Consider the following 25,789-nt stretch of genomic DNA (forward strand, 5'->3'; position numbering starts at 1 on the left):
ATAGTTTTTATGGAGGGATTAAGATGAAGACATTAGAAGCAATCAGTAATTTTATATCGAAATATATGGCGGCTTTTGTTATTATCGTGGCTGCAATTGCTTTGTTTATGCCGTGGACTTTTACCTGGTCGGCGAAATATGTTACATATTTATTAGGCATTGTCATGTTTGGTATGGGTATGACTTTGCGTTTTGAAGATTTTAAATTAGTATTTAAACGTCCTAAAGATGTATTTATTGGGGCACTTGCTCAATTCACTATTATGCCAGCACTTGCTTGGGTTTTAGCAACATTATTTCAATTACCACCAGAACTTGCAGTCGGTGTAATTTTGGTAGGTACTTGCCCAGGTGGAACATCTTCAAATGTTATGACTTACTTGGCACGTGGTGATGTAGCATTATCCGTATCTATGACAATGACAACTACAATTTTGGCGCCAATTGTTACACCTATTCTCAGTTGGTGGCTCGCTGGTGCATGGATTGATATTTCTTTACAAGCAATGATGATTTCTATTATTCAAGTAGTAGTAGTACCTATTGCTTTAGGTATTATCATCAATAAATTCTTTGGTGATTTTGTACGCAAGGCTATAAAATTATTACCTCTTATTTCCGTAATTGCTATCGTTTTAATCGTAGGTGGCGTAGTATCTGTTAGTGCACAAAAAATAATGGAAACTGGCTTACTCATCATGGCTGTAGTTATTTTGCACAATATGTTAGGTTACGCTTTAGGTTTTGCTATTGCTAAAGCTTTAAAAATGGATATGGCTAAATCAAAAGCAATTTCTATTGAAGTAGGTATGCAAAATTCAGGGCTTGCAACATCTCTTGCTATGATGCACTTTGGTGCTGTAGCAGCTATACCAGGAGCAATCTTTAGTGTATGGCATAATATTTCTGGTTCTTTAGCAGCAAATTATTTAGCTGGAAAAATGGATAAAGAAGAAAAAGCAGTTGCTAATAAATTAGTAGAAAATTGATTTAAATTATAAAGTGATAAATCATATCTTGCAGGTAAATATTGAATATGCTATATTATTAGTAATGATTACTTACTCGCAAGGGGAGTAGCTGAACGATTGATATCGTCAATACGAGTTTATCTCCGGTACAATCGACATTTAACATGTAAGCAAGACCTTGTTTCCTAGGCTGATGTTTTAGGAAGCAGGGTCTTTTTTTATATCATCAATATGATACAAATTAATTTAGAAAGAAGCGATGAATAAGTGGAAGGCATGTTTTCTGCGGCATGGTTTGCAGCTCTAGGAAGTATTTTGTTATTGGATTTAATTTTAAGTGGTGATAATGCTATTTTAATAGCTATGGCATGTAAAAGACTTCCTGATAAACAGAAATTGAAAGCCATGATAATTGGTTGTATGGGAGCTGTAATAATTAGAGTATTATTAACTTTATTTGCTACAGAATTGTTAGGTTTACCATACTTACAATTTATAGGAGGAATTCTTCTATTATATATAGCAGTTAAATTGTTGACTGACCATGGTGATGACAAAGCCGGTGATAAACAGCCGACTACTTTGATGGCTGCAGTAAGAACTATTATTATTGCAGATTTTATCATGAGTTTAGATAATGTATTATCTTTAGCAGGCGTAGCTAATATGGTTCCAGAAGGAAAATGGAGTTTAATTATCTGTGGTTTGATGATTAGCTTGCCAATAGTATTATGTGGTGCGCAATTATTTTTAATGATAATGAAAAAATTACCAGGTCTTGTTTATGTAGGTGGCGGTATTTTAGCTTATACTGCTGCTGAAATGATGGTAATGGATAGAGTTATTGGTGTTTACTTAGTGGAATGGAGTTTGATTATTAAAGTTGTATTGGTATTAATGATATTGAGTTTTGGTTGGTTTAAAAATCATAAAAGTTGTAATTGTTAACAGAACTTTAGGAGGAAATTATTTATGAATATGTTAAAAACGACGTTATTGATGGCGGCGTTAACAGGTATATTGATTGCTATTGGTGGTGCAATTGGCGGCAGCACAGGCGCTGTGGTTATGTTTGTTATCTCTTTAGGATTGAATTTCTATACTTATTGGAATAGCGATACTATGTGTTTAAGAGCATATAATGCTAGAGTGATAACACGCGAAGAAGCACCTAATCTATATGATTTAGTAGAAAGATTAGCAGAAAGAGCACAACTTCCTATGCCAAGAGTAGCTATTATTGAAGCTGATGAGCCAAATGCTTTTGCTACAGGTAGAAATCCAGAACATGCAGCTGTAGCTGTAACAACAGGAATTATGCGAGCTCTTACTTATGAAGAATTAGCTGGGGTTATCAGCCATGAGCTTGCCCATGTAAAACATCGTGATACTTTGATTGGTACAATAGCAGCTTCTATTGCAGGTGTAATTTCTATGATAGCGAATATTGCTCAATTTGCAGCTATTTTTGGTAGCAATAATGATGAAGAAGAAGGTTCTAATCCATTAGTATTGATGGCAACAGCTATTATAGCTCCTATTGCTGCTGCAGTAATTCAGATGGCTATTTCCCGTACACGAGAATATGATGCAGATGCTGAAGGTGGCCGTATTTGTGGAAATCCGCTTTATTTAGCAAATGCCTTGGAAAAAATAGAGCATTATGCTAAATATGGAGAAATACCAAATGCGAAACCAGAAACTTCTCATATGTTTATTATTAATCCTTTAGCCGGCAAAGGAAAATCTATAGCAAATCTATTTAGTACACATCCATTGACTGAAGATAGAATTGCGAAACTTCATGAGCAAGCTAGTCAGCAAGGTATTACAACAGTTTAATAAAATCTGTAAAGTTAATAGATATCAATACGAGATGGCATGTTATTTATTTAGTATGCTATCTCTATTTTTATTGAAAAATAAAGGATTTTGATACATTTTATAAGTGATTTATAAAATATTTATTAAAAAATGTAAAAAAATCACAAAAAAGATGTTGACAAAGTGATTTATAGTAGATATAATAATTAAGCACTCAACGAGAGGGCAACTCAAAAGAAGAAAATTGTTAAAAACAAAAAATAAATTAAAAAAAGTTCTTGACAAGATAAACTTCTTGAGTTAAGATATACAAGCTGACTTTTGAAGCCAGCAAGAAATGTTCTTTGAAAACTAAACAATGCACAATATGTTTTCTAACATAAACGAATGTGCGGTATCTGCTTTGTAGCAGATTACCTAATAAATTCTTTTTAAACAGATAATTAAAGAGCCAATCGGTTCTTCGAAAAATAATTTTTTTGGAGAGTTTGATCCTGGCTCAGGACGAACGCTGGCGGCGTGCTTAACACATGCAAGTCGAACGGGGTGTTTATTTCGGTAAACACCAAGTGGCGAACGGGTGAGTAACGCGTAAGCAATCTACCTTCAAGATGGGGACAACACTTCGAAAGGGGTGCTAATACCGAATGAATGTAAGAGTATCGCATGAGACACTTACTAAAGGAGGCCTCTGACATAAGCTTCCGCTTGAAGATGAGCTTGCGTCTGATTAGCTAGTTGGTGAGGGTAAAGGCCCACCAAGGCGACGATCAGTAGCCGGTCTGAGAGGATGAACGGCCACATTGGGACTGAGACACGGCCCAGACTCCTACGGGAGGCAGCAGTGGGGAATCTTCCGCAATGGGCGAAAGCCTGACGGAGCAACGCCGCGTGAACGATGAAGGTCTTAGGATCGTAAAGTTCTGTTGTTAGGGACGAAGGATAAGGATTATAATACAGTCTTTGTTTGACGGTACCTAACGAGGAAGCCACGGCTAACTACGTGCCAGCAGCCGCGGTAATACGTAGGCGGCAAGCGTTGTCCGGAATTATTGGGCGTAAAGGGAGCGCAGGCGGGAAACTAAGCGGATCTTAAAAGTGCGGGGCTCAACCCCGTGATGGGGTCCGAACTGGTTTTCTTGAGTGCAGGAGAGGAAAGCGGAATTCCCAGTGTAGCGGTGAAATGCGTAGATATTGGGAAGAACACCAGTGGCGAAGGCGGCTTTCTGGACTGTAACTGACGCTGAGGCTCGAAAGCTAGGGTAGCGAACGGGATTAGATACCCCGGTAGTCCTAGCCGTAAACGATGGATACTAGGTGTGGGAGGTATCGACTCCTTCCGTGCCGGAGTTAACGCAATAAGTATCCCGCCTGGGGAGTACGGCCGCAAGGTTGAAACTCAAAGGAATTGACGGGGGCCCGCACAAGCGGTGGAGTATGTGGTTTAATTCGACGCAACGCGAAGAACCTTACCAAGACTTGACATTGATTGAAAGACTTAGAGATAAGTTCCTTCTCTTCGGAGAACAAGAAAACAGGTGGTGCATGGCTGTCGTCAGCTCGTGTCGTGAGATGTTGGGTTAAGTCCCGCAACGAGCGCAACCCCTATACTATGTTGCCAGCATTTCGGATGGGAACTCATAGTAGACTGCCGCGGACAACGCGGAGGAAGGCGGGGATGACGTCAAGTCATCATGCCCCTTACGTCTTGGGCTACACACGTACTACAATGGGATGAACAGAGGGAAGCGAAATCGCGAGGTGGAGCGGATCCCTAAAAGCATCTCTCAGTTCGGATTGTAGGCTGAAACTCGCCTACATGAAGTCGGAATCGCTAGTAATCGCAGGTCAGCATACTGCGGTGAATACGTTCCCGGGCCTTGTACACACCGCCCGTCACACCACGAAAGTCATTCACACCCGAAGCCGGCTAAGGGCCTATGGTACCGACCGTCTAAGGTGGGGGCGATGATTGGGGTGAAGTCGTAACAAGGTAGCCGTATCGGAAGGTGCGGCTGGATCACCTCCTTTCTAAGGAGCATGCGTTACCGAGGTAACGGCATGTGTCGAGCACATTCGAGCATTGTTTGGTTTTGAGAGAATATTTCTCTCAGATATTGATCTTTGAAAACTGCACAGAAGAAGAAATGCAAAAAAACAAATTCACCATATAAGTAGGCTGTTAATGATTTATCATTTACAGATACTATAGTTAGAACAAAAGTTCTAACCTCATTAAAAGAATTAGCTTCTCTTATGAGTTTAAAGTGGATTGAACCAAGCATTTTAGGATTTAAACAAATTACATTAGCGAAGACAAACGCAAATGACCTTAAGTAAGTTAAGTGAACAAGGGCATACGGCGGATGCCTTGGCGCCAAGAGCCGATGAAGGACGCGGTAAGCTGCGAAAAGGCATGGGTAGGAGCAAGCATCCAGTGATCCATGCATATCCGAATGGGGCAACCCACCATCAGTCATGTGATGGTACGAAAGAGGCAGACCTGGGGAACTGAAACATCTAAGTACCCAGAGGAAAAGTAATCAATTGAGATTCCCTAAGTAGCGGCGAGCGAAAGGGGAAGAGCCCAAACCATGAAACTTCGGTTTTGTGGGGTTGAGGACCGGCAAAAAGAGGAAACTTCTTAGTCGAATGGTTTGGAAAGGCCATGCACAGAAGGTAAAACACCTGTAGGCGAAAAGAAGTCAATCGGGCTGGTATCCAGAGTACTGCGAGACACGTGAAACCTTGCAGGAAGCAGGGGGGACCACCCTCCAAGGCAAAATACTACTTGGCGACCGATAGCGCATAGTACCGTGAGGGAAAGGTGAAAAGAACCCCGGGAGGGGAGTGAAATAGAACCTGAAACCGTATGTCTACAAGCAGTCGAAGCACCTTAAGAGTGCGACGGCGTGCCTATTGAAGAATGAACCGGCGAGTTACATTATGTTGCGAGGTTAAGTGGGAGACACGGAGCCGAAGCGAAAGCGAGTCTTAATAGGGCGACTAGTAACATGGTGTAGACCCGAAACCGCAGTGATCTATCCATGGTCAGGTTGAAGCGCAGGTAAAAATGCGTGGAGGACCGAACCCGTGAGTGTTGAAAAACTTTGGGATGAACCGTGGATAGGGGTGAAATGCCAATCGAACGCGGAGATAGCTGGTACTCCCCGAAATAGCTTTAGGGCTAGCCTCAGGGAAGATTATAGACGGTAGAGCACTGATCTGGCAAGGGGGCGTAAAGCCTACCGACCCTAGTCAAACTTCGAATGGCTATAATTAAGACCCTGGGAGTCAGACTGCGAGTGATAAGACCCGTAGTCAAGAGGGAAACAGCCCAGACCGCCGACTAAGGTCCCCAATGCTGTACTAAGTGGAAAAGGATGTAAGACTTCATAAACAACCAGGATGTTGGCTTAGAAGCAGCCACCATTAAAAGAGTGCGTAATAGCTCACTGGTCGAGAGGCCTTGCGCCGAAGATGTCCGGGGCTCAAGTACAGAACCGAAGTCGCGGCAGGATTATATAATTCTGGGTAGGGGAGCGTTGTATATCCGACTGAAGGTGTACCGGAAGGAGCGCTGGAGGATATACAAGAGAGAATGCCGGTATGAGTAGCGAAAAGAACAGTGAGAATCTGTTCCACCGAAAGCCTAAGGTTTCCTGAGCAACGCTCGTCGACTCAGGGTAAGTCGGGACCTAAGCCGAGGCAAAAAGCATAGGCGATGGACAACAGGTTAATATTCCTGTACCGCTTCAAATCGTTTGAGCAATGGAGTGACACAGAAGGTAGCTTGAGCACGCGAATGGATGTGCGTGTCGAAGGTGGTAGGTTGCAGTATAGGTAAATCCGTACTGTATAAGACCGAGAACTGATAGATAGACGATACTTCGGTAAAGTCAAATTCAAGTGAGCCATGCTGTCGAGAAAAGCTTCTAGTGAGAGATGAGGCGCCCGTACCGAAACCGACACAGGTAGGCGGGGAGAGAATCCTAAGGTGCGCGGGACAACCCTCGTTAAGGAACTCGGCAAATTGTATCCGTAACTTAGGGATAAGGATAGCCGGAGGATGTGAAGGGATTTACTTCTGGAGCGTCAGCCGGTGGCACAAGAGAGGCCCAAGCGACTGTTTAGCACAAACACAGGTGCCTGCAAAAGAGAAATCTGACGTATAGGTGCTGACACCTGCCCGGTGCTGGAAGGTTAAGAGGAGGGCTTAGAGGAAACTCGAAGGCTTGAATTGAAGCCCCAGTAAACGGCGGCCGTAACTATAACGGTCCTAAGGTAGCGAAATTCCTTGTCGGGTAAGTTCCGACCCGCACGAAAGGTGTAACGACTTGGGCACTGTCTCAACGAGGGACCCGGTGAAATTGAAGTACCTGTGAAGATGCAGGTTACCCGCGACTGGACAGAAAGACCCCATGGAGCTTTACTGCAACCTGACATTGATGTTCGGTAAATAACGTACAGGATAGGTGGGAGACGGAGAAGTATTGGCGTTAGCTGATATGGAGTCAACCTTGGGATACCACCCTTTATTTATTGGACCTCTAACTGAAGAAGTAACGACTCTCAGGACAGTATCAGGCGGGCAGTTTGACTGGGGCGGTCGCCTCCCAAAATGTAACGGAGGCGCCCAAAGGTTCCCTCAGCGCGAACGGAAACCGCGCAAAGAGTGTAAAGGCAGAAGGGAGCTTGACTGCGAGTCAGACACGACGAGCAGGTACGAAAGTAGGGCTTAGTGATCCGGTGGTTCCGAGTGGAAGGGCCATCGCTCAACGGATAAAAGCTACCCTGGGGATAACAGGCTAATCTCTCCCAAGAGTCCATATCGACGGGGAGGTTTGGCACCTCGATGTCGGCTCATCACATCCTGGGGCTGGAGCAGGTCCCAAGGGTTGGGCTGTTCGCCCATTAAAGTGGTACGTGAGCTGGGTTCAGAACGTCGTGAGACAGTTCGGTCCATATCCATCGCGGGCGTAAGAGACTTGAAGGGGGCTGCTCCTAGTACGAGAGGACCGGAGTGGACGGACCAATGGTGTACCAATTATCCCGCCAGGGGTACAGTTGGGTAGCTACGTCCGGAAAAGATAAACGCTGAAAGCATCTAAGCGTGAAACTTGCCTTAAGATGAGGTCTCCCGAAGCGAAAGCTTGAAAGACACCTTGAAGATGACGAGGTTGATAGGCCAGGAGTAGAAGTTCAGTAATGAATGTAGCGTACTGGTACTAATATGTCGAGAGCTTAACTTAAAAAAGAAATGACTTGGAGCAAAGTAATCTTCTGAGTGGTTTTGAAAGATTGATATCTTTCAAAAAAGAAAAAAGAGAATATCTGGTGACGATGCCTAAATGGTTCCACCTGTACCCATACCGAACACAGTAGTTAAGCATTTAGAGGCCGAAAGTACTTGCATGGAGACGTGCTGGGAGGATAGGAAGTTGCCAGTTAAGAAAAAAGCACTGAATATTTCAGTGCTTTTTTTGTCTTCTAAAAAAATTAGTCTTGCACTTAATTATAAAATATATTGTATATAATCTTGACAAAAAAGAATTTTATATATATCATATTGGATAACTAGAAAATAAGAGGAGGTTTTGGTATGAAAAAATATACCTTTTTTGCACTATTATTTATATTTTCATTATTTATTACAGGTTGTGGGATAAGTACTCAAAAAGAAATTCGCATAGGTGCAACTTCTGGACCACATGCAGAAATAGCAGAGATTGTTGCTAAAGAAGCAAATAAACAAGGTCTTAATGTTAAAGTTGTTGAATTCTCAGATTACATAACGCCAGATTTGGCACTATCTGATGGAGAGGTGGAACTTGCTGCTTATCAACATGAACCTTTTCTTAATAATTTTAATGAAAATAAAGGTACTGATTTAACATCCATAGGAAAAACTATTATTATGCCAATGGGAATATATAGTAATAAAATTCATAATATGATAGATATTTCAAATGGAGCAACTGTTTCAATTCCTAATGATCCTACAAATGCTGGGAGAGCATTGATGCTTTTAGAAAAAGCTGGTCTTATTAAATTAAAAAATGGATTAGAATTTAAAAGTACAGTTAAGGATATAATAGATAATCCTAAAAATTTAAAGTTTCAAGAGCTTGAAGCAGCACAACTTCCGCGTAGTTTAGAAGATGTAGACATAGCTGTAATAACAATGAATTACGTAATGAGTGCTGGGTTGAATGTAGAAAAACAGGGGATTTTCTTTGAAGATAAAAATGAACCATTAGCAGTTGTAATACTTGCAACACGTAAAGAGGATAAGGATAATCCTGATTATAAAAAGATTTTAGATATTTATCATTCTGATGTTGTAAAAACTTTTATAAATGAGCATTTTAAAGGAACAATTACTTCAGCTGATTAATGAGGAGAGATATATATGTATGAACTCAGTAAGCGTACATCAAATTTTAGTGATTCGGTTATAAGACGTATGACGCGTATTGCTAATAAATATGATGCAATTAATCTTTCACAAGGTTTTCCAGATTTTGCACCACCAAAAGAAATTACAGATAGGTTAGCTGAAGTGGCAAAAATGGGGCCACATCAATATGCAATTACATGGGGTGCACAAAATTTTCGTGAAGCTTTAGCACGAAAACATGAACATTTTTCAGGTATGAAAATCGATCCTGATAGTGAGATTGTTGTTACTTGTGGGAGTACAGAAGCAATGATGGCTTCAATGATGTCAATTATAAATCCTAGAGATAAAGTTGCAATTTTTTCTCCGTTTTATGAAAATTATGGAGCTGATACAATTCTTTCCGGAGCAGAGCCTATATATATTCCGCTAGTTCCACCAGATTTTAATTTTGATGTAAATTTATTAGAAGAAGCATTTCGTAGCGGTGCTAAAGCACTTATTCTTTGTAATCCGTCAAATCCATGCGGAAAAGTATTTACACGTAAAGAACTTGAAAATATTGCTGAACTTGCAATTAAATATGATGCATATGTTATTACTGATGAAGTATATGAACATATTATTTATGAACCTCATAAACATGTATATATGGCTACATTGCCAGGTATGCGTGAACGAACAATCATATGTAATTCACTTTCCAAAACGTATTCTATTACAGGTTGGCGATTGGGATATGTCATAGCTCCACCAAATATCATTGATCGAGTTAAAAAAGTCCATGACTTTTTAACTGTTGGTGCAGCAGCACCACTTATGGAAGCAGCTGTAGTAGGTTTAAATTTTTCAGATGGATATTATAAAGAACTTCAAGATCATTATACGCATATGAAGAAACTTTTTGTGGGAGGATTAGCAAATTTAGGCTTTCAATTTACTGAACCACAAGGGGCATATTATGTGCTTATGGATGTTTCAGAATTTGGCGTAAAAGATGATTATAAATTTGCTGAATGGATGACAGCAAATGTAGGAGTGGCAGCTGTACCTGGTTCTAGTTTCTTCCATGAAGATGTACACAATTTAATTCGTTTTCATTTTGCAAAAGAAGATGCAACTCTTAATGAAGCACTCACAAGATTGGAAACACTAAAGAAAAAAGTTAATAATGCTCAAAATATAGATTGGAGATAAAAAGGACTGGATATATGAACTGTATTTCAAAAGTTGTATATAAAACAATTTTTGAAATACAGTTTTTTTTATTAAATACTTAAATAAATTTAAGGTAATTAGAATGTTTTTAAATGGAAAATTATATTTTTATATAGCAAAAATATTAAGTATATTTATATAGGGAATTCATTATAAAATAGAGAGTAAATATAATTTTATTTCTTAATAAAAACTTATTAGATATAAATAGAAGTATTATTTAGAATACTTTTTATTTCATTTAATAATGTATTATAATATTATTGCTAATATTTATGATAGGATTTGATGAATTTATGAAAGAACAAGTTTTATTTATTGCACCTTTTAAAAAATTAGCAGAAGATGCTTATTTAGTTATTGAAGAGAGGTTTTCAGATAAAAAGGATTTATTTAAAGTTGTTGAAGCTGATTTAGTAGAAGCAGAAGAAGTAGTAAAAAAATATATTAATGATGGTATAGAAGTTATTGTTAGTAGAGGTGGAACAGCATCTTTATTGGAAAAAGAAGTTGATATCCCTATGGTGTATATACAAGTTACTATTACTGATATTTTACAATCATTGTTAGAATTAAAGAAAATGCCAGATAATATTGGAATAGCGGGTTTTGAAAATATGATCTATGGTGTAGAAGAGATTGCTAAAATATTAAATACTAATTTTGTGGAGATTCTAATAAGTAAAGCAGAAGAAGCAGATATGAAAATAAATAGAGCTATTAATAGGGGTATAGATTTTATTGTAGGTGATGCCATTTCTGTAAAATTAGCTAAAAAATATGGTATAAATGGAAAATTTATTAATTCGGGAAAAGAATCTATTTATCGTGCATTACAAGAAGCTTTATTAATAGCAAAAGTACGTCGTCAAGATGAACATAAATCTGAAATGATAAGAACAATAATTCAAAAATCGCATGATGGAATTATTGCAACAAATGAGGAAAATCGTATAAGTTTATTTAATCCAGAAGCAGAAAAAATTTTTCATAGAATAAAATATGAAGTTTTAGGAAAAAAACTAGAAGATATTTGTTCATCGATTAATGAAAAAAAATTAAATGAAGAAGAAGAATTATTAATAAATATATATAATAAGCAGTATTTAATAAAAAAATCTTCAATATATGTAAAAGATGTAAATAAAGGAAGTATATATTCATTACAAAATATTTCTGAAATGCAAAAATTAGAACGTAATATTCGTAAAAAATTATCTTCTAAAGGATTAGTGGCAAAGTATTCTTTAGAAGATACAATTGGAAAATCACCAGCTTGTGTTAAGATGAAAAATAAAGCTAAGAAATATGCTTTAACTAATTCAACTATTTTAATTACAGGAGAATCAGGCACGGGTAAAGAGATGTTAGTTCAAGGAATTCATAATATAAGCGATAGAGCTCAAGGTCCTTTTGTAGCATTAAATTGTGCAGCATTACCTGAAAATTTATTAGAATCTGAGTTATTTGGTTATGTAGATGGTGCATTTACTGGTGCTAAACGTGGTGGTAGACAAGGGATGTTTGAATTAGCTCATGGAGGCACATTATTTTTAGATGAGATTGGTGAAATGCCTTTATCTTTGCAATCTAGAATTTTAAGAGTATTGCAAGAACGTGAAGTAATGCCTTTAGGTGGTGAAAGTATAATTCCTATAGATGTTAGAATTATTGCTGCGACTAATCAAAACTTATCGAAAATGGTAGAAGAAGGAAAGTTTCGTAGTGATTTGTATTATCGTTTAAATATTTTACGAATACATATGCCGACTTTAGCTGAAAGAAAAGAAGATATTCCTTTATTAGCAGATAAACTATTACAAAAGATGCAATATATAAATCTTAATTTAAAAAGTATAACAGAAGAAGCTAAGTCATTTTTAAGTAATTGTAAATGGCCAGGAAATATTAGACAGTTTGTTAATATGATGGAACGTATAATGTTACTTACAGATGGAGATACTATTACTAAACAAGATGTAATAAATGCTTATGAAGATGATAAAGAAAGTTTAATCTCAAATGAAAAAGAAATAATTGAATGTACCGAATCAATTAATACTGTAGATAAAAATTTAGCACAAATGGAAATAGAATTATTGCATAAAATTTTAGTTGAGGAAAATTATAATTATACTAAAGCCGCAAAAAGATTGGGAATTCATAGAACAACTCTTTGGCGAAAGTTAAAAAATAAATAAAAATATATTTTGGCTATATACTATATTAGTATATAGCTTTTTTGTTGCAAAATATAACGAAATAAATGATAAATTGCAACACATTTTTATGAAAGATATGTAAAATACTTAATTTTGTAGAAGGACTTTTTTGGCATGATTTTTGCATTTATATATTTAATAATAAAGGTGCAAGAAGGTGAAGATATGATAAAATTAGCTGTTATTGCAGATGATTTGACGGGAGCAAATGATACAGCTTTGCAATTTGCTAAAAGAAATATAAAATCTAGTGTAGAAATAAATTTTATGAAGATGGAAGATGTTGAAGATAAAGAAGTTATTGTGGTAGATACAGATAGTAGAGATTTAGATAAAGAGTTGTCATATAAGAAAGTAAAAGATATTTGTGAAAAGATATCTAAATATGATATTAAATGTATATATAAAAAAATTGATTCAACACTACGAGGTAATTTAGGTGCAGAAATAAAAGCAGTTGATGATGTGTTTAATCCTGATATAGTGATAATAGCGCCAGCGTATCCAGCAAATCAAAGAGTTACAATAGGTGGATATCATTTATTAGAAGGTAAGCCTATAGAGCTTACAGAAATAGCTAATGCACCAAAAACTCCAGTAAAAAAATCGTATTTACCATCTATTTTAACAGAACAAGTAAATGAAAAAATAGCGATACTAGATTTTAAATTGCTTCGTCAAAGAACAGATATAATTAGTAAAAAAATAGTAGAATTTTTACAAGAAAAAAAACGTTGGATTGTTTGTGATATTATTGAAGAAGAAAATTTTATAACTTTAATGGATGCTGTGAGTAGTTATAAAAATATTTTGTGGGTGGGGTCAGCAGGATTAGCAGAATATCTACCATATTTTTATAAATGGAAAGGTAATAAAGAGCTATTTATGAAAAAACGTAAGGGGTCTGTATTAGTTTGTGCGGGAAGTGTCAGTCATATTACGCAGAATCAAGTGCGAACATTGTTAAATCAGAGAAAAATAAATTTAGTAAAAATAAATATGGTTAGATTATTAGAAGATAAAAATAGTGAATTGATAGAAAAATCACAGATTATAAATCAATTAATTAGAGAACAAAAAAATATATTGTTAGCTACTGCACAATCAGATGATGAAGTTGAAAAAGCAATAGAAATTGGTAAAAAATATAATTTATCAAGAAAAGAAATCAGTGAAAAAATTGCTACTATTATGGCAGAATTAATAAAAAGTATTGAAGTAAATAGTTTATCAGGAATGATTTTAACTGGTGGAGATATGGCTGTGCATATTTGTCGCGCTATTGGTGTAAATAGTATAAAAATCATATCAGAAATTGATAATGGTGTGCCTTTAGGATATATTGAAAGTGATAATTTAGAAAAACTTTTTATTGTGACAAAAGCAGGAGCTTTTGGAAAGCCTGATGTATTTATAAAATCAATACGAGCTATTGAAGAATTTGGAGTAAAATATTAGGAGGAATTAATGATGAAAAGACCTATTTTAGGAATAACTATGGGTGATGCAGCAGGTGTTGGTCCAGAAATTATAGTAAAAGCTTTAAATAATGTAGATATCTATAAAATAGCAAAACCATTAGTTTTTGGTGATGCTAAAATTATTAATCGCGCTATAGATATTATTGGAGTAGATATTAAATGTAATATCATTGATAATCCAGAGAAAGGAAAATATCAAGCGGGTATAATTGATATTATAGATTTGGATAATTTACCAGTAGATTTACCATTTGCTAAAGTTGATGGTAGAGCAGGTAAAGCTGCTTATGAATATATAGAAAGTGCAGTAAAATATACTATGAAAAATGAAATACATGCAATTGTTACTGCACCATTAAATAAAGAAGCATTAAATCTAGGTGGTGTACATTATCCAGGACATACGGAAATTTTAGGACATTTAACAGGTCAAAAAGATTTTTCAATGATGTTAACAAGCCCAAAACTTCGCGTAATTCATGTATCAACACATATTGCATTACATGATGTTCCCAAAGTAGTAAAAAAAGAACGTATTAGTAAAGTTATTGATTTAGCACAAGAAACTTTAAAATTAATGGGATTTGATGAACCAAGAATTGCAGTTGCTGGATTAAATCCACATTGTGGTGAAGGTGGATTATTTGGAGATGAAGATGAAAAAGAGATTGTACCGGCAATAAAAGAAGCGCAAGCTAAAGGTTATAATGTAACAGGGCCAGTGCCACCAGATAGTGTATTTCATCGTGCAGCTAATTTAGATGAATTTGATATTGTAGTAGTTATGTATCATGATCAAGGTCATATACCAATTAAAGTATTAGGTTTTGATAGTGGTGTAAATGTTACTGTAGGATTACCATGTATTAGAACCTCTGTTGATCATGGAACAGCTTTTCCGGTAGCAGGAACAGGTAAAGCAAGTGAAAATAGTATGTTAGAAGCTTTGAGATTAGGTGCGCAGATGGCAAAGGTTAAATTTTATGATTTATTAAGTAAATAAATAAAAAAGCGATATATTTATATATCGCTTTTTTTATTTGTGCAACTATTTGTTGTTAATTATTTCAATATATGTATTAATTTGCAACAATAAAATAATATAAATAAAAAAAGCTTATTTTTTTAGCATTTTATTATTGGCATGATTTTTGCATTATATATGTATAGTATTATAAAATTAAGATATTAAATATGTATACATATTCAAGAATAGGAGAATGAAATTATGTTTGAAGCAAAAGGTCTTATTACACCAGTTTTAACCGCATTAGATGAAAATGAAAAATTTAATCCTACAGCATATAAAGATTTTATAAATATGCTAATTGAAGCAGGTGTTCATGGTATTTTTCCATTAGGAACAAATGGAGAATTTTATGCATTTAATAATGATGAAAAATATGAAATTATAAAAACAGCAGTAGAGGCTGTAAATGGTCGTGTACCTGTCTATGCTGGTACTGGCTGTGTTACGACAAAAGAAACAATTGAATTTTCATTAAAGGTAAAAGATTTGGGAGTAGATTGTTTATCTGTAATTTCTCCATATTTTGTATCAGTTAGTCAAGATGATATTTATAATCACTTTAGTGCAGTTGCAAAAGCTGTAGATATGCCAATACTTTTATATAATATACCAGCAAGAACTGGCAATAATATTGATTTTAAAACAGTAAAAAAATTAATGGAATTTGAAAATATTATCGGTATTAAGGATAGTAGTGGAAACTTTGATAATACATTAAAATATATTGAAAATACAAATTCTAGAATTAATGTATTGGCAGGAAGTGATTCACTTATATTATGGACACTTATGGCAGGTGGTACAGGAGCAATATCAGGTTGTTCAAATGTATTTCCGGAATTAATGGTTAGTATTTATAATTATTTTATTAAAGGCGATATTGAAAAAGCAAATGAAGCACAAAAGAAAATTCGTCCATTTAGAAATGTGATGCAAATGGGAAATCCGAATTCTGTAGTTAAATTGGCAGTAAATTTACGTGGCTTTAATGTAGGACCAGCAAGAAGACCATCTAATTGTACTGATCCTAAAATTATAGAAGCATTAAAAGAAGTTTTTAAACAATATTAAAAAATAAAGGGATATGAAATTATGGCAAAAGTAGTTATTTCACATAAATTACATGATGATGGTATGGCAGTATTAGAAAGAGCAGGAGCTAATGTTGTTATTACTAATTCTGGAAAGCCTAAAGATATGCTTCCAGAATTGCTTGATGCAGATGGATTAATAATACGTATAGGCTCTATTGATCGAGAAACTATGCTAAAATGTAAAAATTTAAAAGTAATTGGAAGACCAGGTGTAGGTGTAGATGACGTGGATGTTGAAGCAGCAACAGAGTTAGGAATACCTGTAGTTATAGCTCCAGGAGCCAATACTCGTTCAGTAGCTGAACATGCAATGGCAATGATGTTTGCATGTGCTAAAGATATGGTTCGTTGTGATAAGGAAATGCGTAAAGGTAATTTTGCTATTAGAAGTGAATATAAAGCTTATGAATTAAATGGCAAAGTATTAGGTTTAATAGGTTGTGGACATATTGGTAATATTTTAGCTGAAATGGCTACAGGAATAGGTATGAAAGTTTTAGTATATGATCCATTTGTAAAAGCTGAAGTAGTTGAAGCTAAAGGTTATGGTTATAGAGCAGAAATGGAAGACATTTTAAAAGAAGCAGATGTAGTATCTATTCACACACCATTGACACCAAAAACTAAAAATATGATAGGTGAGAAAGAATTAAAATTAATGAAATCTACGGGCATTTTAATAAATTGTGCTCGAGGTGGAATTATAAATGAAGAAGCATTATGTAAAGCTTTATCAGAAAATTGGATTCATAGTGCTGCAACAGATGTAGTAGTGCATGAACCAATTAGCGTAGATGATCCATTATTTATGCATGAAAATATTATTGTAACGCCACATATGGCAGGTCAGACAAAAGAGGCTGCATCTGGTGTCGCAACTATGGCGGCAGAAGGTGTTATGGCTGTAATTAATGGTCAAAAATGGGATAAAGTATGTAATCCTAAAGCGTATGAACATCCTAGATGGAATAATAAATAATTAGTTAAAAAGATGCAATTTAGTTAATTGACCACTGAAAACTAAATTGCATTTTTTTTATAAAATAGTAGATTAATTTAAATAGTAGATTAATTTAATGTTGCAATAATATAATAAGTGTTGCATTTTATATTGATTTTGTGTTGCGTTAAAACGATAAAAACTTTCAAATTATAATTTTATTAAGAAAATTAAGCTATTTATAATTGGCATGATATTTGCATTAATATATATGTAGAATAAAAAATATTATATTATGGGGGATTTATATTATGCAATCATATCAATTAACAATACCATCGAATATTTATGCAGGTAAAGATAGTATAGATAACTTAGTAGATATCATAGATAAAGAAAATGTAAATTCTATTTTAGTATTTACAGATAAAGGTGTCCGTGCTGTAGGTTTATGTAATAAAGTAGAAGAAATTTGTAAAACAGTACAATATAGAATTATTGATGATTTAACAGCAGAACCAGCTGTAGCTGATGTAGAACGTGTAATTAATGAGGTAGGTAGTATAAAATATGATTTAATTATTGGTGTTGGTGGTGGAAGTGTAATGGATGCTTCTAAACTTGCCAGTATTATTTTAGGTGCTGATTATAGTTTACGCGATTTATTAAAAGATAGTAGTATTGCAAAAAAACAAATAAAAACAGTAATGATTCCTACAACATGTGGAACAGGTTCAGAAGCCACTTGTAATGCAATTGTTGCTATTCCTGAACAGGAATCAAAACAAGGAATAGTAAATAATTGTATGATACCGGATTATGTAATATTGGATGTTAATATGATTGCAAAATTACCACCTAAAATTATTGCAGCAACAGGTGTAGATGCTTTAGCACATGTAGTAGAATGTTTTACTTCTAAGAAAGCTACTATACTTAGTGACACATATGCTAAAGAAGGAGCATGTAAAATCTTTCATAATATTAGAAAAGCATACAATAACGCAGATGATTTAGAAGCTAAGGCTGAAATGATGTTGGGAGCTTTTTATGGTGGTGTAGCAATTACAGGTTCAGGTACGACAGCAGTACATGCATTATCTTATCCTCTTGGTGGTAAGTATCATATAGCACATGGTGTTTCTAATGCTATTTTATTTGCATATGTAATGGAATTTAATAAAGATGGTTGTAAAGATAGATTAGCAATGCTTTGTGATGCTGTATATCCAGAATTAGCAGTGAAATCTATTGATGAAAAAGCGGATTATATTATTAAAGAAATTGCAGATATTGTGAAAGATACAAATATCCCAACTAGTTTGGAAGAATTTGGGGTTAAACCAGATGATTTAGATTTTTTAGTTCAAGCAGGTAGTCAACAAACACGTTTACTTGTAAATAATTGTAAAGAGTTATCGTTAGATGATATTCGTTATATTTATAAAAAAGTAATGTAAGAATTTGTATAAGATAAGGAATATAAATAGTTTTTGTATTCTTTATCTTTAACTAGTAAATTTTATAAATATATTGAAAATATAATAGAGTAGAAAGAAGGATAGAAATGTTAGAGAGAGATTTAAATAGTGAAAAAAAGACGAATGCAAGATGGAATATTTTCTTTATGTTAGCAATAATTTGTACTATTAATTATATTGATAGAGCTGTTATATCTGTTTGTATGCCACAGATAACAGAAGAATTAGCTTTTTCACCAGAGACTGTAGGAGCAATACTAAGTGCATTTTTTTGGGGCTATGCATTAATGCAAATTCCTTGTGGTTGGCTTTGTGATAGATTTAAGCCAGGTAAAATTTTATTAATAGGTGGTTTATGTTGGGGGATTTTCCAAATATTTACAGGGCTAATTAGTAGTAGTAAATTATTTATGTTTATTAGAACATTATTAGGTGTTTCAGAAGCACCTATATATCCAGCAGGAGCTAAATTACAATCTATATGGCTTCCAGCAACTGAGCGTTCTCGTGGCAGCGCACTTGTAGATGTAGGATCATCTTTAGGAAATGCTTTTGGTGCACCGCTTGTAGCTTTATTTGTATTATGGTTAGATGGTTGGCGTGAAGCTCTTATTGCTATTGGTATTTTAACGGCAATAATTGTACTTATATGTGGAAGAAGATTAATGACAACACCAGATACAAATAAGAATGTTAATCAAGCCGAACGTGATTATATAAAAAAGGCACTAGAAGAAGAATGGAAAGCTAACCAGATTGATAATAAAAAAGAAAAAATAAAAGTTGAATTAAAACAATATTTCAAGCATAAAAGTTTTTGGGGAATGTGTTTTGGTTTTACTTGTGGTAATTGTATTGCTTATGGATTAATGACATGGGGACCAATGTATTTAGCTACAGTACATCATCTGGATATAAAAGAATTAGGAGGAGCTTTATTTATAATTTATGGTGTGAGTGTATTAGGTGGATTATTAGGCGGTACAATTACAGATACATTAAAACGAAAATTTGGTAAAGAGAAATATAATAAAATTATGCATGGAAATTTATTATTAATTGGTGTAGCTACTGGTGGAGCAATGTTATTGTTAAGTCAATCAACTTCTATATATATGGCAATTATTTGTATTACTGTAGCATTGTTTTTTCAAAAATGGTCTGGATGTTTATATTGGACTGTACCAGCAACATTAGCACAACGTAATAATATTGGTACGGTTGGAGGCTGTATGAACTGTGTGGGTAATATTGGTGGGGCAATAATTCCATTAGTAATAGGAGCAATAGTTGGTTCTACTGGTTCATATTTTTTAGCAATATTGTTATTTGCATGTTTTGGCTTGGGTATAGGATTATGTTCTTTAGTGATTAATTTTAATAAAAAAATTGGTGAATAAATTTATTTAAGAAAAGAGTTGTAAAAATGAAACAACATATAGATATATTAATTAAAAATGCAAATATAATTGATGCTAAGCAAAAAACAATAAAAAAAGGAAATATAGCTATTGAGTGTAATAAGATAGTAGAATATGATTTAAATAAAGAATATATAATTGATGATGAATTGAATGGTGAAGGATATTATGTAAGTCCAGGCTGGATTGATGCACATACACATATTTTTTATGAATGTACAGAATCCGGATTACCAGCAGATGTATCTTTAATTCCTATGGGTGTAACAACTACTATTGATGGAGGTAGTTGTGGATATGGAAATTGGAAAACTTTTAAAAAAAATATAGTAGATAATAGTATATTAAATGTTTATTATTCAATAAATGTTTCTCCATCAGGACAGATTACGGAAAGATATCCAGAAAATATTGATCCTAGATGTTATATATTAGAGGAATATAAGAAAATAATGCAAGAAGATTCTAAATATAGTAGAGGATTAAAATTGAGATATGGGACAGAGGTTGTAGAGAAATTTGGTAATAATGTATTAGATGAAGTTATAGAATTGGCGAATAAATTAGGATGTTTTTTAACTGTACATGTTACTAATCCGCCTTGTGAGATGGAAGAAATTATAAATAAAATGAGAGATGGAGATATTGTTTGTCATATTTATCAAGGTAAAAGAAGTACAATTTTAGATGAAAATAATATAGTAAAAAAAGCAATATTTAAAGCACAAAAAAGAGGTGTATTTTTTGATTCAGCAGATGCTAGAATAAATCATTCATATGCTATAATTAGACCAGCAATAGAACAAGGATTTAAGCCAGATATTATAAGTACAGATTTAACATATGCTAGTATGTTTAGAAATATGTGTTGGGGATTACCAGTAGTGTTGTCTAAATGGTTAAATTTAGGTTTATCTTTGGAGGAAGTAATACAAGCATGTACGTATAATCCTGCTAAAATACATCATTTAGGAGATGGCTTAGGAACTTTGGATGTTGGAGCTCATGGAAATGTTACTATATTTAAAGTAATAAATAAAGAATTTCATATGAAAAATAGATTGAATGAAGATTTTATAGGACAAAAATTAATAGTACCACAAGTAACAATTATTAATGGGAAAATTGTTTATAGAAATGTAGAATTTCCATTTTAAGAGAAAAAGCTGTACAGTATTTAAACTGTACAGCTTTTTTTATAGTTTAGCTATGATAGCATCACAATATGCTTCTGTTGTAGCTGTACCATGAAGGTCTGGTGTTAAAGTTGTTCCTTCGTTTAATACTTCATCAACAGCTTTTCTGATTTTGCTAGCAACATCATTTTGACCAAGATATTCAAGCATCATGCAAGCAGACCATAAAAGTGCTGTAGGATTTGCTATATGTTTACCGGCGATATCTGGTGCGCTACCATGAACTGCTTCAAACATAGCATAATCTTTACCGAGATTGCTAGATGGCAATAAACCAAGTCCACCGATTAAGCCACTAGTGAGGTCAGAAACAATATCTCCATAGAGATTTGGCATAACCATGATATCGAATTGTTGAGGGTTCATTACAAGTTGCATGCAAGTATTATCAACAATTTTATCATTAGCTTCGATTTCTGGATAATTTTTAGCGATGTCGTAGAAAATGTTGAGGAATAAACCATCACTCATTTTCAAGATATTAGCTTTGTGTACACAAGTTACTTTTTTGCGATTATGAGCTTTAGCGTATTCAAAAGCATCTTTAATAATTCTTTCACTAGCATGGCGAGTGATTATTTTTGTAGCATGAACAGTATTTTCATCAATTTGTTCTTCTACACCTACATAAAGGTCTTCAGTATTTTCTCTGAAAACAATTAGGTCAACATCTTTAAATGCAGTTTTTACAGCATTATTTGATTTAGCAGGGCGAATGTTAGCATATAAATCATACTTTTTACGTAAAGTTACATTTAATGAACGGAATCCTTTACCAATAGGAGTAGTAATTGGAGATTTTAACAATACTTTAGTTTTATCAAAGGAAGCAAAAGCAGCATCTGGAATTAGTTTTCCATTTGTTTCATATTCTTTAGCGCCAACATTAAAAATTTCATAATTAAGATCAGCACCAGCTTTGTCTAAAATTTTTAAAACAGCATCGGTGATTTCTGGACCAATGCCGTCGCCTTTAAATACAGTAATAGTATTACTCATTTATCTATCCTCCATAGGTACATAATAATTTAATTCGCCTACATATTTTGTAGCAGGACGCATGATGCGACCATCATATAGTTTATTTTCTAAATTATGAGCGAGCCAGCCAACCATACGACTGATTACAAATAATGGTGTAAACATATCACGAGGAATGCCGAGCATATCATAGGCAAAACCACTGTAATAATCAACGTTAGCACAAGCAGTAAGACCTTTCATTTCCATTAGCGTTTCTTTTACGATACGTTCAAAACGCAAATAGAATTCAAATTCTTCATCGCGACCTTTTTCATGAGCGACGATACCACAGTAATGGCGAAGAATTTCAGCACGTGGATCAGAAAGTGTATATACAGCATGACCAAATCCATATACTAGACCAGATTTATTGTAGAATTGTTTATTCAATAATTTACGTACAATATCTTTAATTTTATTATCATCGCGAGTATAACCGATTTCAGCAATGATAGCGTCCATCATTAGTGCAACTTTAATGTTAGCACCACCATGACGAGGCCCTTTGAGTGAACCAATAGAGCCAGATACAGCAGAATAAATATCCGTATCAGTGGAAGAAATTACAACATTAGTAAAAGTGGAGTTATTACCGCCACCATGGTCAGCATGAATCAATAGCATAATATCTAAAAGATTTGCTTCTTGTTTGGTGAATTTACTATCAGAACGAAGCATATATAAAATGTTTTCGGCAGTAGAATAATCTTTATGAGGATAATGAATAACTAAACTTTTATGTTCATAATAGTGCATTTTTGATTGGTAAGCATAACAAGCGATTGACGGCAATTTTGCCATGATTTGAATACCTTTTAATAATGTTTCATATACATCGGTATTATCTGGGTCTTCATCATAATTATATAAAGTCAAAATTGCATGTTGCAATTTATTCATTAGATTTTTACCAGGCATGCGAAGTAAATTCATTTCTAAGAAATCATCAGGAAGTTCATAGTTTTCTTGAAGGAGTTCGCAAAAGTTTTCTAATTCTTTTTGTTTTGGTAAGTAACCAAATAATAATAAAAAGCAAGCTTCTTCATAAATATAGCGTAAATCATGACGATTTTTTACTATTTCATTGATATCTATACCACGAAAAAATAAAGTACCTTCAGTATCTACTTTTGTACCATCTTCATTGTATGTATAACCTACAACGTCTGCAACACGAGTAAGACCTACTAAAACACCTGTACCATCTTCATTACGTAAACCTTTTTTTACATTGTAGTCTTTATATAAATGATTAGGAATATCTGTATAATTTTGTGATTTTCCGTAGAATTGAGCTAAGAACGTATTATCCATAGACTAATTCTCCTTTTCTATTGAATTGATATTAACGATGAGTTTATAAAAAACATATTATATAAAAAGATACTTGTCTATTATATCACAAAAAATATCTTATATAAAAGTCAAATATACACTGTATACAATATTTTTATAGTAAATGTTTACTGTATTGATACACAAATCGTAATAATTTATGTTATAATGAAAATATTGTTCTTATGTATACTAAAAAAGTAAAGGAGAGCTAAAGATGCCTACATTAACAGAAAAAATAATTAAAGCTCATTTACAAGAAGGCACTATGGACCGTGGTTGTCCAATAGCTATTAAAATTGACCAGACTTTAACACAAGATGCTACAGGAACTATGGCTTATTTACAATTAGAAGCTATGGGTGTAGACCAAGTTAAAACAGAATTATCCGTAAGCTATGTAGACCACAATACACTTCAAAGTGGTTTTGAAAATGCTGATGACCATAAATATTTACAAACAGTAGCAAACAAACATGGTATTTACTTTTCTCGTCCAGGTAATGGTATTTGCCATCAGGTACATTTGGAAAGATTTGCAGCTCCAGGTAAAACTTTATTAGGAAGTGATTCTCATACTCCTACAGCTGGTGGTATTGGTGCATTGGCTATTGGTGCTGGTGGACTTGATGTTGCTTGTGCTATGGCAGGACGTCCATTTAATTTAAAAATGCCAAAAGTGGTAAATGTAAAACTTACAGGTGCATTACATAAAGGTGTAAGTTCTAAAGATATTATTTTAAAAGTTTTACAGCTTATGACTGTAAAAGGTGGCGTAGGTAAAGTTATTGAATACACAGGTGAAGGTGTAAAAACTTTAAATATTCCTCAACGTGCTACTATAACAAATATGGGTGCAGAACTCGGTGCTACTACATCTATATTCCCAAGCGATGAAGTAACATATGAATTTTTGAAAAAACAAAATCGTGAAGATTGTTTCGTAGCTTTAAGTGCAGATGATGATGCTGTTTATGATGAAACATATGAAATCAATTTAGATGATTTAGAACCAATGATTGCTATGCCTCATAGCCCTGATGCCGTAAAATCCATCAGTGAAGTTGTTGGCAAAAAAATAGACCAGGTTGCTATTGGTAGCTGTACAAATTCTTCTTATAGAGATATGATGATTGTCGCTTCTATATTAAAAAATAAAACAGTTGCTGAAAATGTATCCTTATGTATTTCTCCAGGTTCTAAACAAGTATTGACTATGCTTTCTCAAAATGGAGCATTAACAGATTTAATCTCTAGTGGTGCTAGAATGCTTGAATGTACTTGTGGTCCTTGTATCGGTATGGGTCAATCTCCTATTACAAATGCATGGTCACTTCGTACTTTCAACCGCAATTTCTATGGTAGAAGTGGTACCTTAAGTGCTAATGTATGTCTTGTTTCTCCAGAAGTAGCTGCTTATAGTGCTATAAAAGGTGTTATCTCTGACCCTAGAGAAGCTGAATTTGATATTCCATCAGAACCTGATCATTTCTTAGTAGATGACAGCATGATTATTGCTCCAGAAAAACAGCATCCTGAAAATGTGGAAATCGTTCGTGGTCCAAATATTAAACCAATTCCAGAAAATACTCCACTTGCTGATACTGTAGAAAAACAAGTAGTAATTAAAGTAGTAGATAATATCACTACAGACCATATCGCTCCAGCAGGGGCAAAAGTATTGCCATTCCGTTCTAATATTGAAAAAATATCTGAATTTATTTTCCGTGATGTACAAGCTGGATTTAAACAACATTGCTTATCTGTTGGCGGTGGCTTTATCGTTGCAGGTCAAAACTATGGTCAAGGTTCTAGCCGTGAACATGCAGCACTTGCACCAATGTATTTAGGCATTAAAGCTGTTATCGCTAAAAGCTTTGCGCGTATACATCAAGCTAATCTTATAAACTTTGGTATCGTACCATTCACTTTTGCAAATGAAGCAGATTATGATACTATTGATGAAGGCGATGTATTGAAAATCAGTAATTTACATCAGCTTGCTCCAGGAAAAGCTATGATGGTAGAAAATGTTACTAAGAAAACTTCTTTTGCCGTAAATCATGCATTATCTCAATTAGATATTGATATTTTAATGGCTGGCGGTCGTTTAAATTATATAAAAATGGGTAAATAAAATCTTAATTGAATTT

Annotated in this window: 16 protein-coding genes and 3 rRNA genes; 17 read left to right on the forward strand and 2 right to left on the reverse strand. The window is 34.3% G+C overall.

Features of this window, described 5'->3' with window-relative positions; genetic code table 11:
- Positions 1 to 23: 23 nt before the first annotated feature.
- The 16 genes from GXM21_RS00610 (at position 24) to GXM21_RS00685 (ending at position 21,239) form a co-directional block, all read left to right on the forward strand.
- Complete coding sequence (locus GXM21_RS00610) at positions 24 to 989, forward strand: bile acid:sodium symporter family protein (protein WP_008540251.1); 966 nt, start codon at positions 24 to 26, stop codon at positions 987 to 989.
- Between the two features lie 258 nt (positions 990 to 1,247).
- On the forward strand, positions 1,248 to 1,919 hold the full coding sequence (locus GXM21_RS00615; RefSeq protein ID WP_018999857.1) for a YjbE family putative metal transport protein: 672 nt from the start codon (positions 1,248 to 1,250) through the stop codon (positions 1,917 to 1,919).
- A 24-nt stretch (positions 1,920 to 1,943) separates the two neighbouring features.
- Positions 1,944 to 2,813 (forward strand): zinc metalloprotease HtpX, encoded by an 870-nt coding sequence (htpX, locus tag GXM21_RS00620; protein ID WP_008540253.1) that lies wholly within the window; start codon positions 1,944 to 1,946, stop codon positions 2,811 to 2,813.
- A 458-nt stretch (positions 2,814 to 3,271) separates the two neighbouring features.
- Positions 3,272 to 4,826: ribosomal RNA gene (locus tag GXM21_RS00625) — 16S ribosomal RNA — on the forward strand.
- A 308-nt stretch (positions 4,827 to 5,134) separates the two neighbouring features.
- Positions 5,135 to 8,047 (forward strand): 23S ribosomal RNA (locus GXM21_RS00630).
- Between the two features lie 81 nt (positions 8,048 to 8,128).
- Positions 8,129 to 8,245: ribosomal RNA gene (gene rrf / locus GXM21_RS00635) — 5S ribosomal RNA — on the forward strand.
- The 16S, 23S and 5S rRNA genes sit together here, the layout of an rRNA operon.
- 152 nt (positions 8,246 to 8,397) lie before the next feature.
- Positions 8,398 to 9,192: a MetQ/NlpA family ABC transporter substrate-binding protein gene (locus GXM21_RS00640; protein WP_008540154.1), complete on the forward strand. Its 795-nt coding sequence runs from the start codon at positions 8,398 to 8,400 to the stop codon at positions 9,190 to 9,192.
- Between the two features lie 15 nt (positions 9,193 to 9,207).
- A complete protein-coding gene (locus GXM21_RS00645) occupies positions 9,208 to 10,392 on the forward strand; it encodes a pyridoxal phosphate-dependent aminotransferase (RefSeq protein WP_008540153.1) in 1,185 nt (394 codons plus the stop codon).
- Between the two features lie 317 nt (positions 10,393 to 10,709).
- On the forward strand, positions 10,710 to 12,614 hold the full coding sequence (locus GXM21_RS00650; RefSeq protein WP_163604658.1) for a sigma-54-dependent Fis family transcriptional regulator: 1,905 nt from the start codon (positions 10,710 to 10,712) through the stop codon (positions 12,612 to 12,614).
- Positions 12,615 to 12,800: 186 nt separating this feature from the next.
- Positions 12,801 to 14,093, forward strand: coding sequence for a four-carbon acid sugar kinase family protein (locus GXM21_RS00655; protein ID WP_039881510.1), 1,293 nt, complete (start codon positions 12,801 to 12,803; stop codon positions 14,091 to 14,093).
- A gap of 9 nt (positions 14,094 to 14,102) precedes the next feature.
- A complete protein-coding gene (pdxA, locus tag GXM21_RS00660; RefSeq protein ID WP_008540149.1) occupies positions 14,103 to 15,119 on the forward strand; it encodes a 4-hydroxythreonine-4-phosphate dehydrogenase PdxA in 1,017 nt (338 codons plus the stop codon).
- Between the two features lie 225 nt (positions 15,120 to 15,344).
- Entirely contained in the window at positions 15,345 to 16,217 is an 873-nt protein-coding gene (dapA, locus tag GXM21_RS00665) for a 4-hydroxy-tetrahydrodipicolinate synthase (RefSeq protein ID WP_008540148.1), read from the forward strand.
- A gap of 21 nt (positions 16,218 to 16,238) precedes the next feature.
- Positions 16,239 to 17,219, forward strand: a complete 981-nt coding sequence (locus GXM21_RS00670; protein ID WP_008540147.1) for a hydroxyacid dehydrogenase — start codon at positions 16,239 to 16,241, stop codon at positions 17,217 to 17,219.
- A 272-nt stretch (positions 17,220 to 17,491) separates the two neighbouring features.
- Complete coding sequence (locus GXM21_RS00675) at positions 17,492 to 18,640, forward strand: iron-containing alcohol dehydrogenase (protein WP_008540146.1); 1,149 nt, start codon at positions 17,492 to 17,494, stop codon at positions 18,638 to 18,640.
- A gap of 107 nt (positions 18,641 to 18,747) precedes the next feature.
- A complete protein-coding gene (locus GXM21_RS00680; protein WP_008540145.1) occupies positions 18,748 to 20,061 on the forward strand; it encodes an MFS transporter in 1,314 nt (437 codons plus the stop codon).
- 26 nt (positions 20,062 to 20,087) lie between these two features.
- Positions 20,088 to 21,239 carry an amidohydrolase family protein gene (locus GXM21_RS00685; protein WP_008540144.1) on the forward strand — a complete coding sequence of 384 codons (1,152 nt, stop codon included), beginning with the start codon at positions 20,088 to 20,090 and terminating at the stop codon, positions 21,237 to 21,239.
- Between the two features lie 39 nt (positions 21,240 to 21,278).
- On the opposite strand, the gene GXM21_RS00690 is transcribed toward GXM21_RS00685, so the two are convergent.
- Both GXM21_RS00690 and GXM21_RS00695 read right to left on the reverse strand, forming a co-directional pair.
- Complete coding sequence (locus GXM21_RS00690) at positions 21,279 to 22,277, reverse strand: isocitrate/isopropylmalate dehydrogenase family protein (protein ID WP_008540143.1); 999 nt, start codon at positions 22,275 to 22,277, stop codon at positions 21,279 to 21,281.
- The gene (locus tag GXM21_RS00695) at positions 22,278 to 23,615 is read right to left on the reverse strand and encodes a citrate synthase (protein ID WP_008540142.1); all 1,338 of its coding nucleotides are present in this window, start codon (positions 23,613 to 23,615) and stop codon (positions 22,278 to 22,280) included. It abuts the gene before it with no gap.
- Between the two features lie 238 nt (positions 23,616 to 23,853).
- Here GXM21_RS00695 and GXM21_RS00700 point away from each other — a divergent pair, with 238 nt between their 5' ends.
- A complete protein-coding gene (locus tag GXM21_RS00700; protein WP_008540141.1) occupies positions 23,854 to 25,773 on the forward strand; it encodes an aconitate hydratase in 1,920 nt (639 codons plus the stop codon).
- Positions 25,774 to 25,789 lie beyond the last annotated feature (16 nt).

Source organism: Megamonas funiformis, from assembly GCF_010669225.1.
Lineage (GTDB): Bacteria > Bacillota > Negativicutes > Selenomonadales > Selenomonadaceae > Megamonas > Megamonas funiformis.

Coding starts and splice junctions, on each gene's coding strand:
- GXM21_RS00610 (WP_008540251.1), top strand. CDS start 24: ATGAAGACATTAGAAGCAATCAGTAATTTTATATCGAAATATATGGCG.
- GXM21_RS00615 (WP_018999857.1), top strand. CDS start 1,248: ATGTTTTCTGCGGCATGGTTTGCAGCTCTAGGAAGTATTTTGTTATTG.
- htpX (WP_008540253.1), top strand. CDS start 1,944: ATGAATATGTTAAAAACGACGTTATTGATGGCGGCGTTAACAGGTATA.
- GXM21_RS00640 (WP_008540154.1), top strand. CDS start 8,398: ATGAAAAAATATACCTTTTTTGCACTATTATTTATATTTTCATTATTT.
- GXM21_RS00645 (WP_008540153.1), top strand. CDS start 9,208: ATGTATGAACTCAGTAAGCGTACATCAAATTTTAGTGATTCGGTTATA.
- GXM21_RS00650 (WP_163604658.1), top strand. CDS start 10,710: ATGAAAGAACAAGTTTTATTTATTGCACCTTTTAAAAAATTAGCAGAA.
- GXM21_RS00655 (WP_039881510.1), top strand. CDS start 12,801: ATGATAAAATTAGCTGTTATTGCAGATGATTTGACGGGAGCAAATGAT.
- pdxA (WP_008540149.1), top strand. CDS start 14,103: ATGATGAAAAGACCTATTTTAGGAATAACTATGGGTGATGCAGCAGGT.
- dapA (WP_008540148.1), top strand. CDS start 15,345: ATGTTTGAAGCAAAAGGTCTTATTACACCAGTTTTAACCGCATTAGAT.
- GXM21_RS00670 (WP_008540147.1), top strand. CDS start 16,239: ATGGCAAAAGTAGTTATTTCACATAAATTACATGATGATGGTATGGCA.
- GXM21_RS00675 (WP_008540146.1), top strand. CDS start 17,492: ATGCAATCATATCAATTAACAATACCATCGAATATTTATGCAGGTAAA.
- GXM21_RS00680 (WP_008540145.1), top strand. CDS start 18,748: ATGTTAGAGAGAGATTTAAATAGTGAAAAAAAGACGAATGCAAGATGG.
- GXM21_RS00685 (WP_008540144.1), top strand. CDS start 20,088: ATGAAACAACATATAGATATATTAATTAAAAATGCAAATATAATTGAT.
- GXM21_RS00690 (WP_008540143.1), bottom strand. CDS start 22,277: ATGAGTAATACTATTACTGTATTTAAAGGCGACGGCATTGGTCCAGAA.
- GXM21_RS00695 (WP_008540142.1), bottom strand. CDS start 23,615: ATGGATAATACGTTCTTAGCTCAATTCTACGGAAAATCACAAAATTAT.
- GXM21_RS00700 (WP_008540141.1), top strand. CDS start 23,854: ATGCCTACATTAACAGAAAAAATAATTAAAGCTCATTTACAAGAAGGC.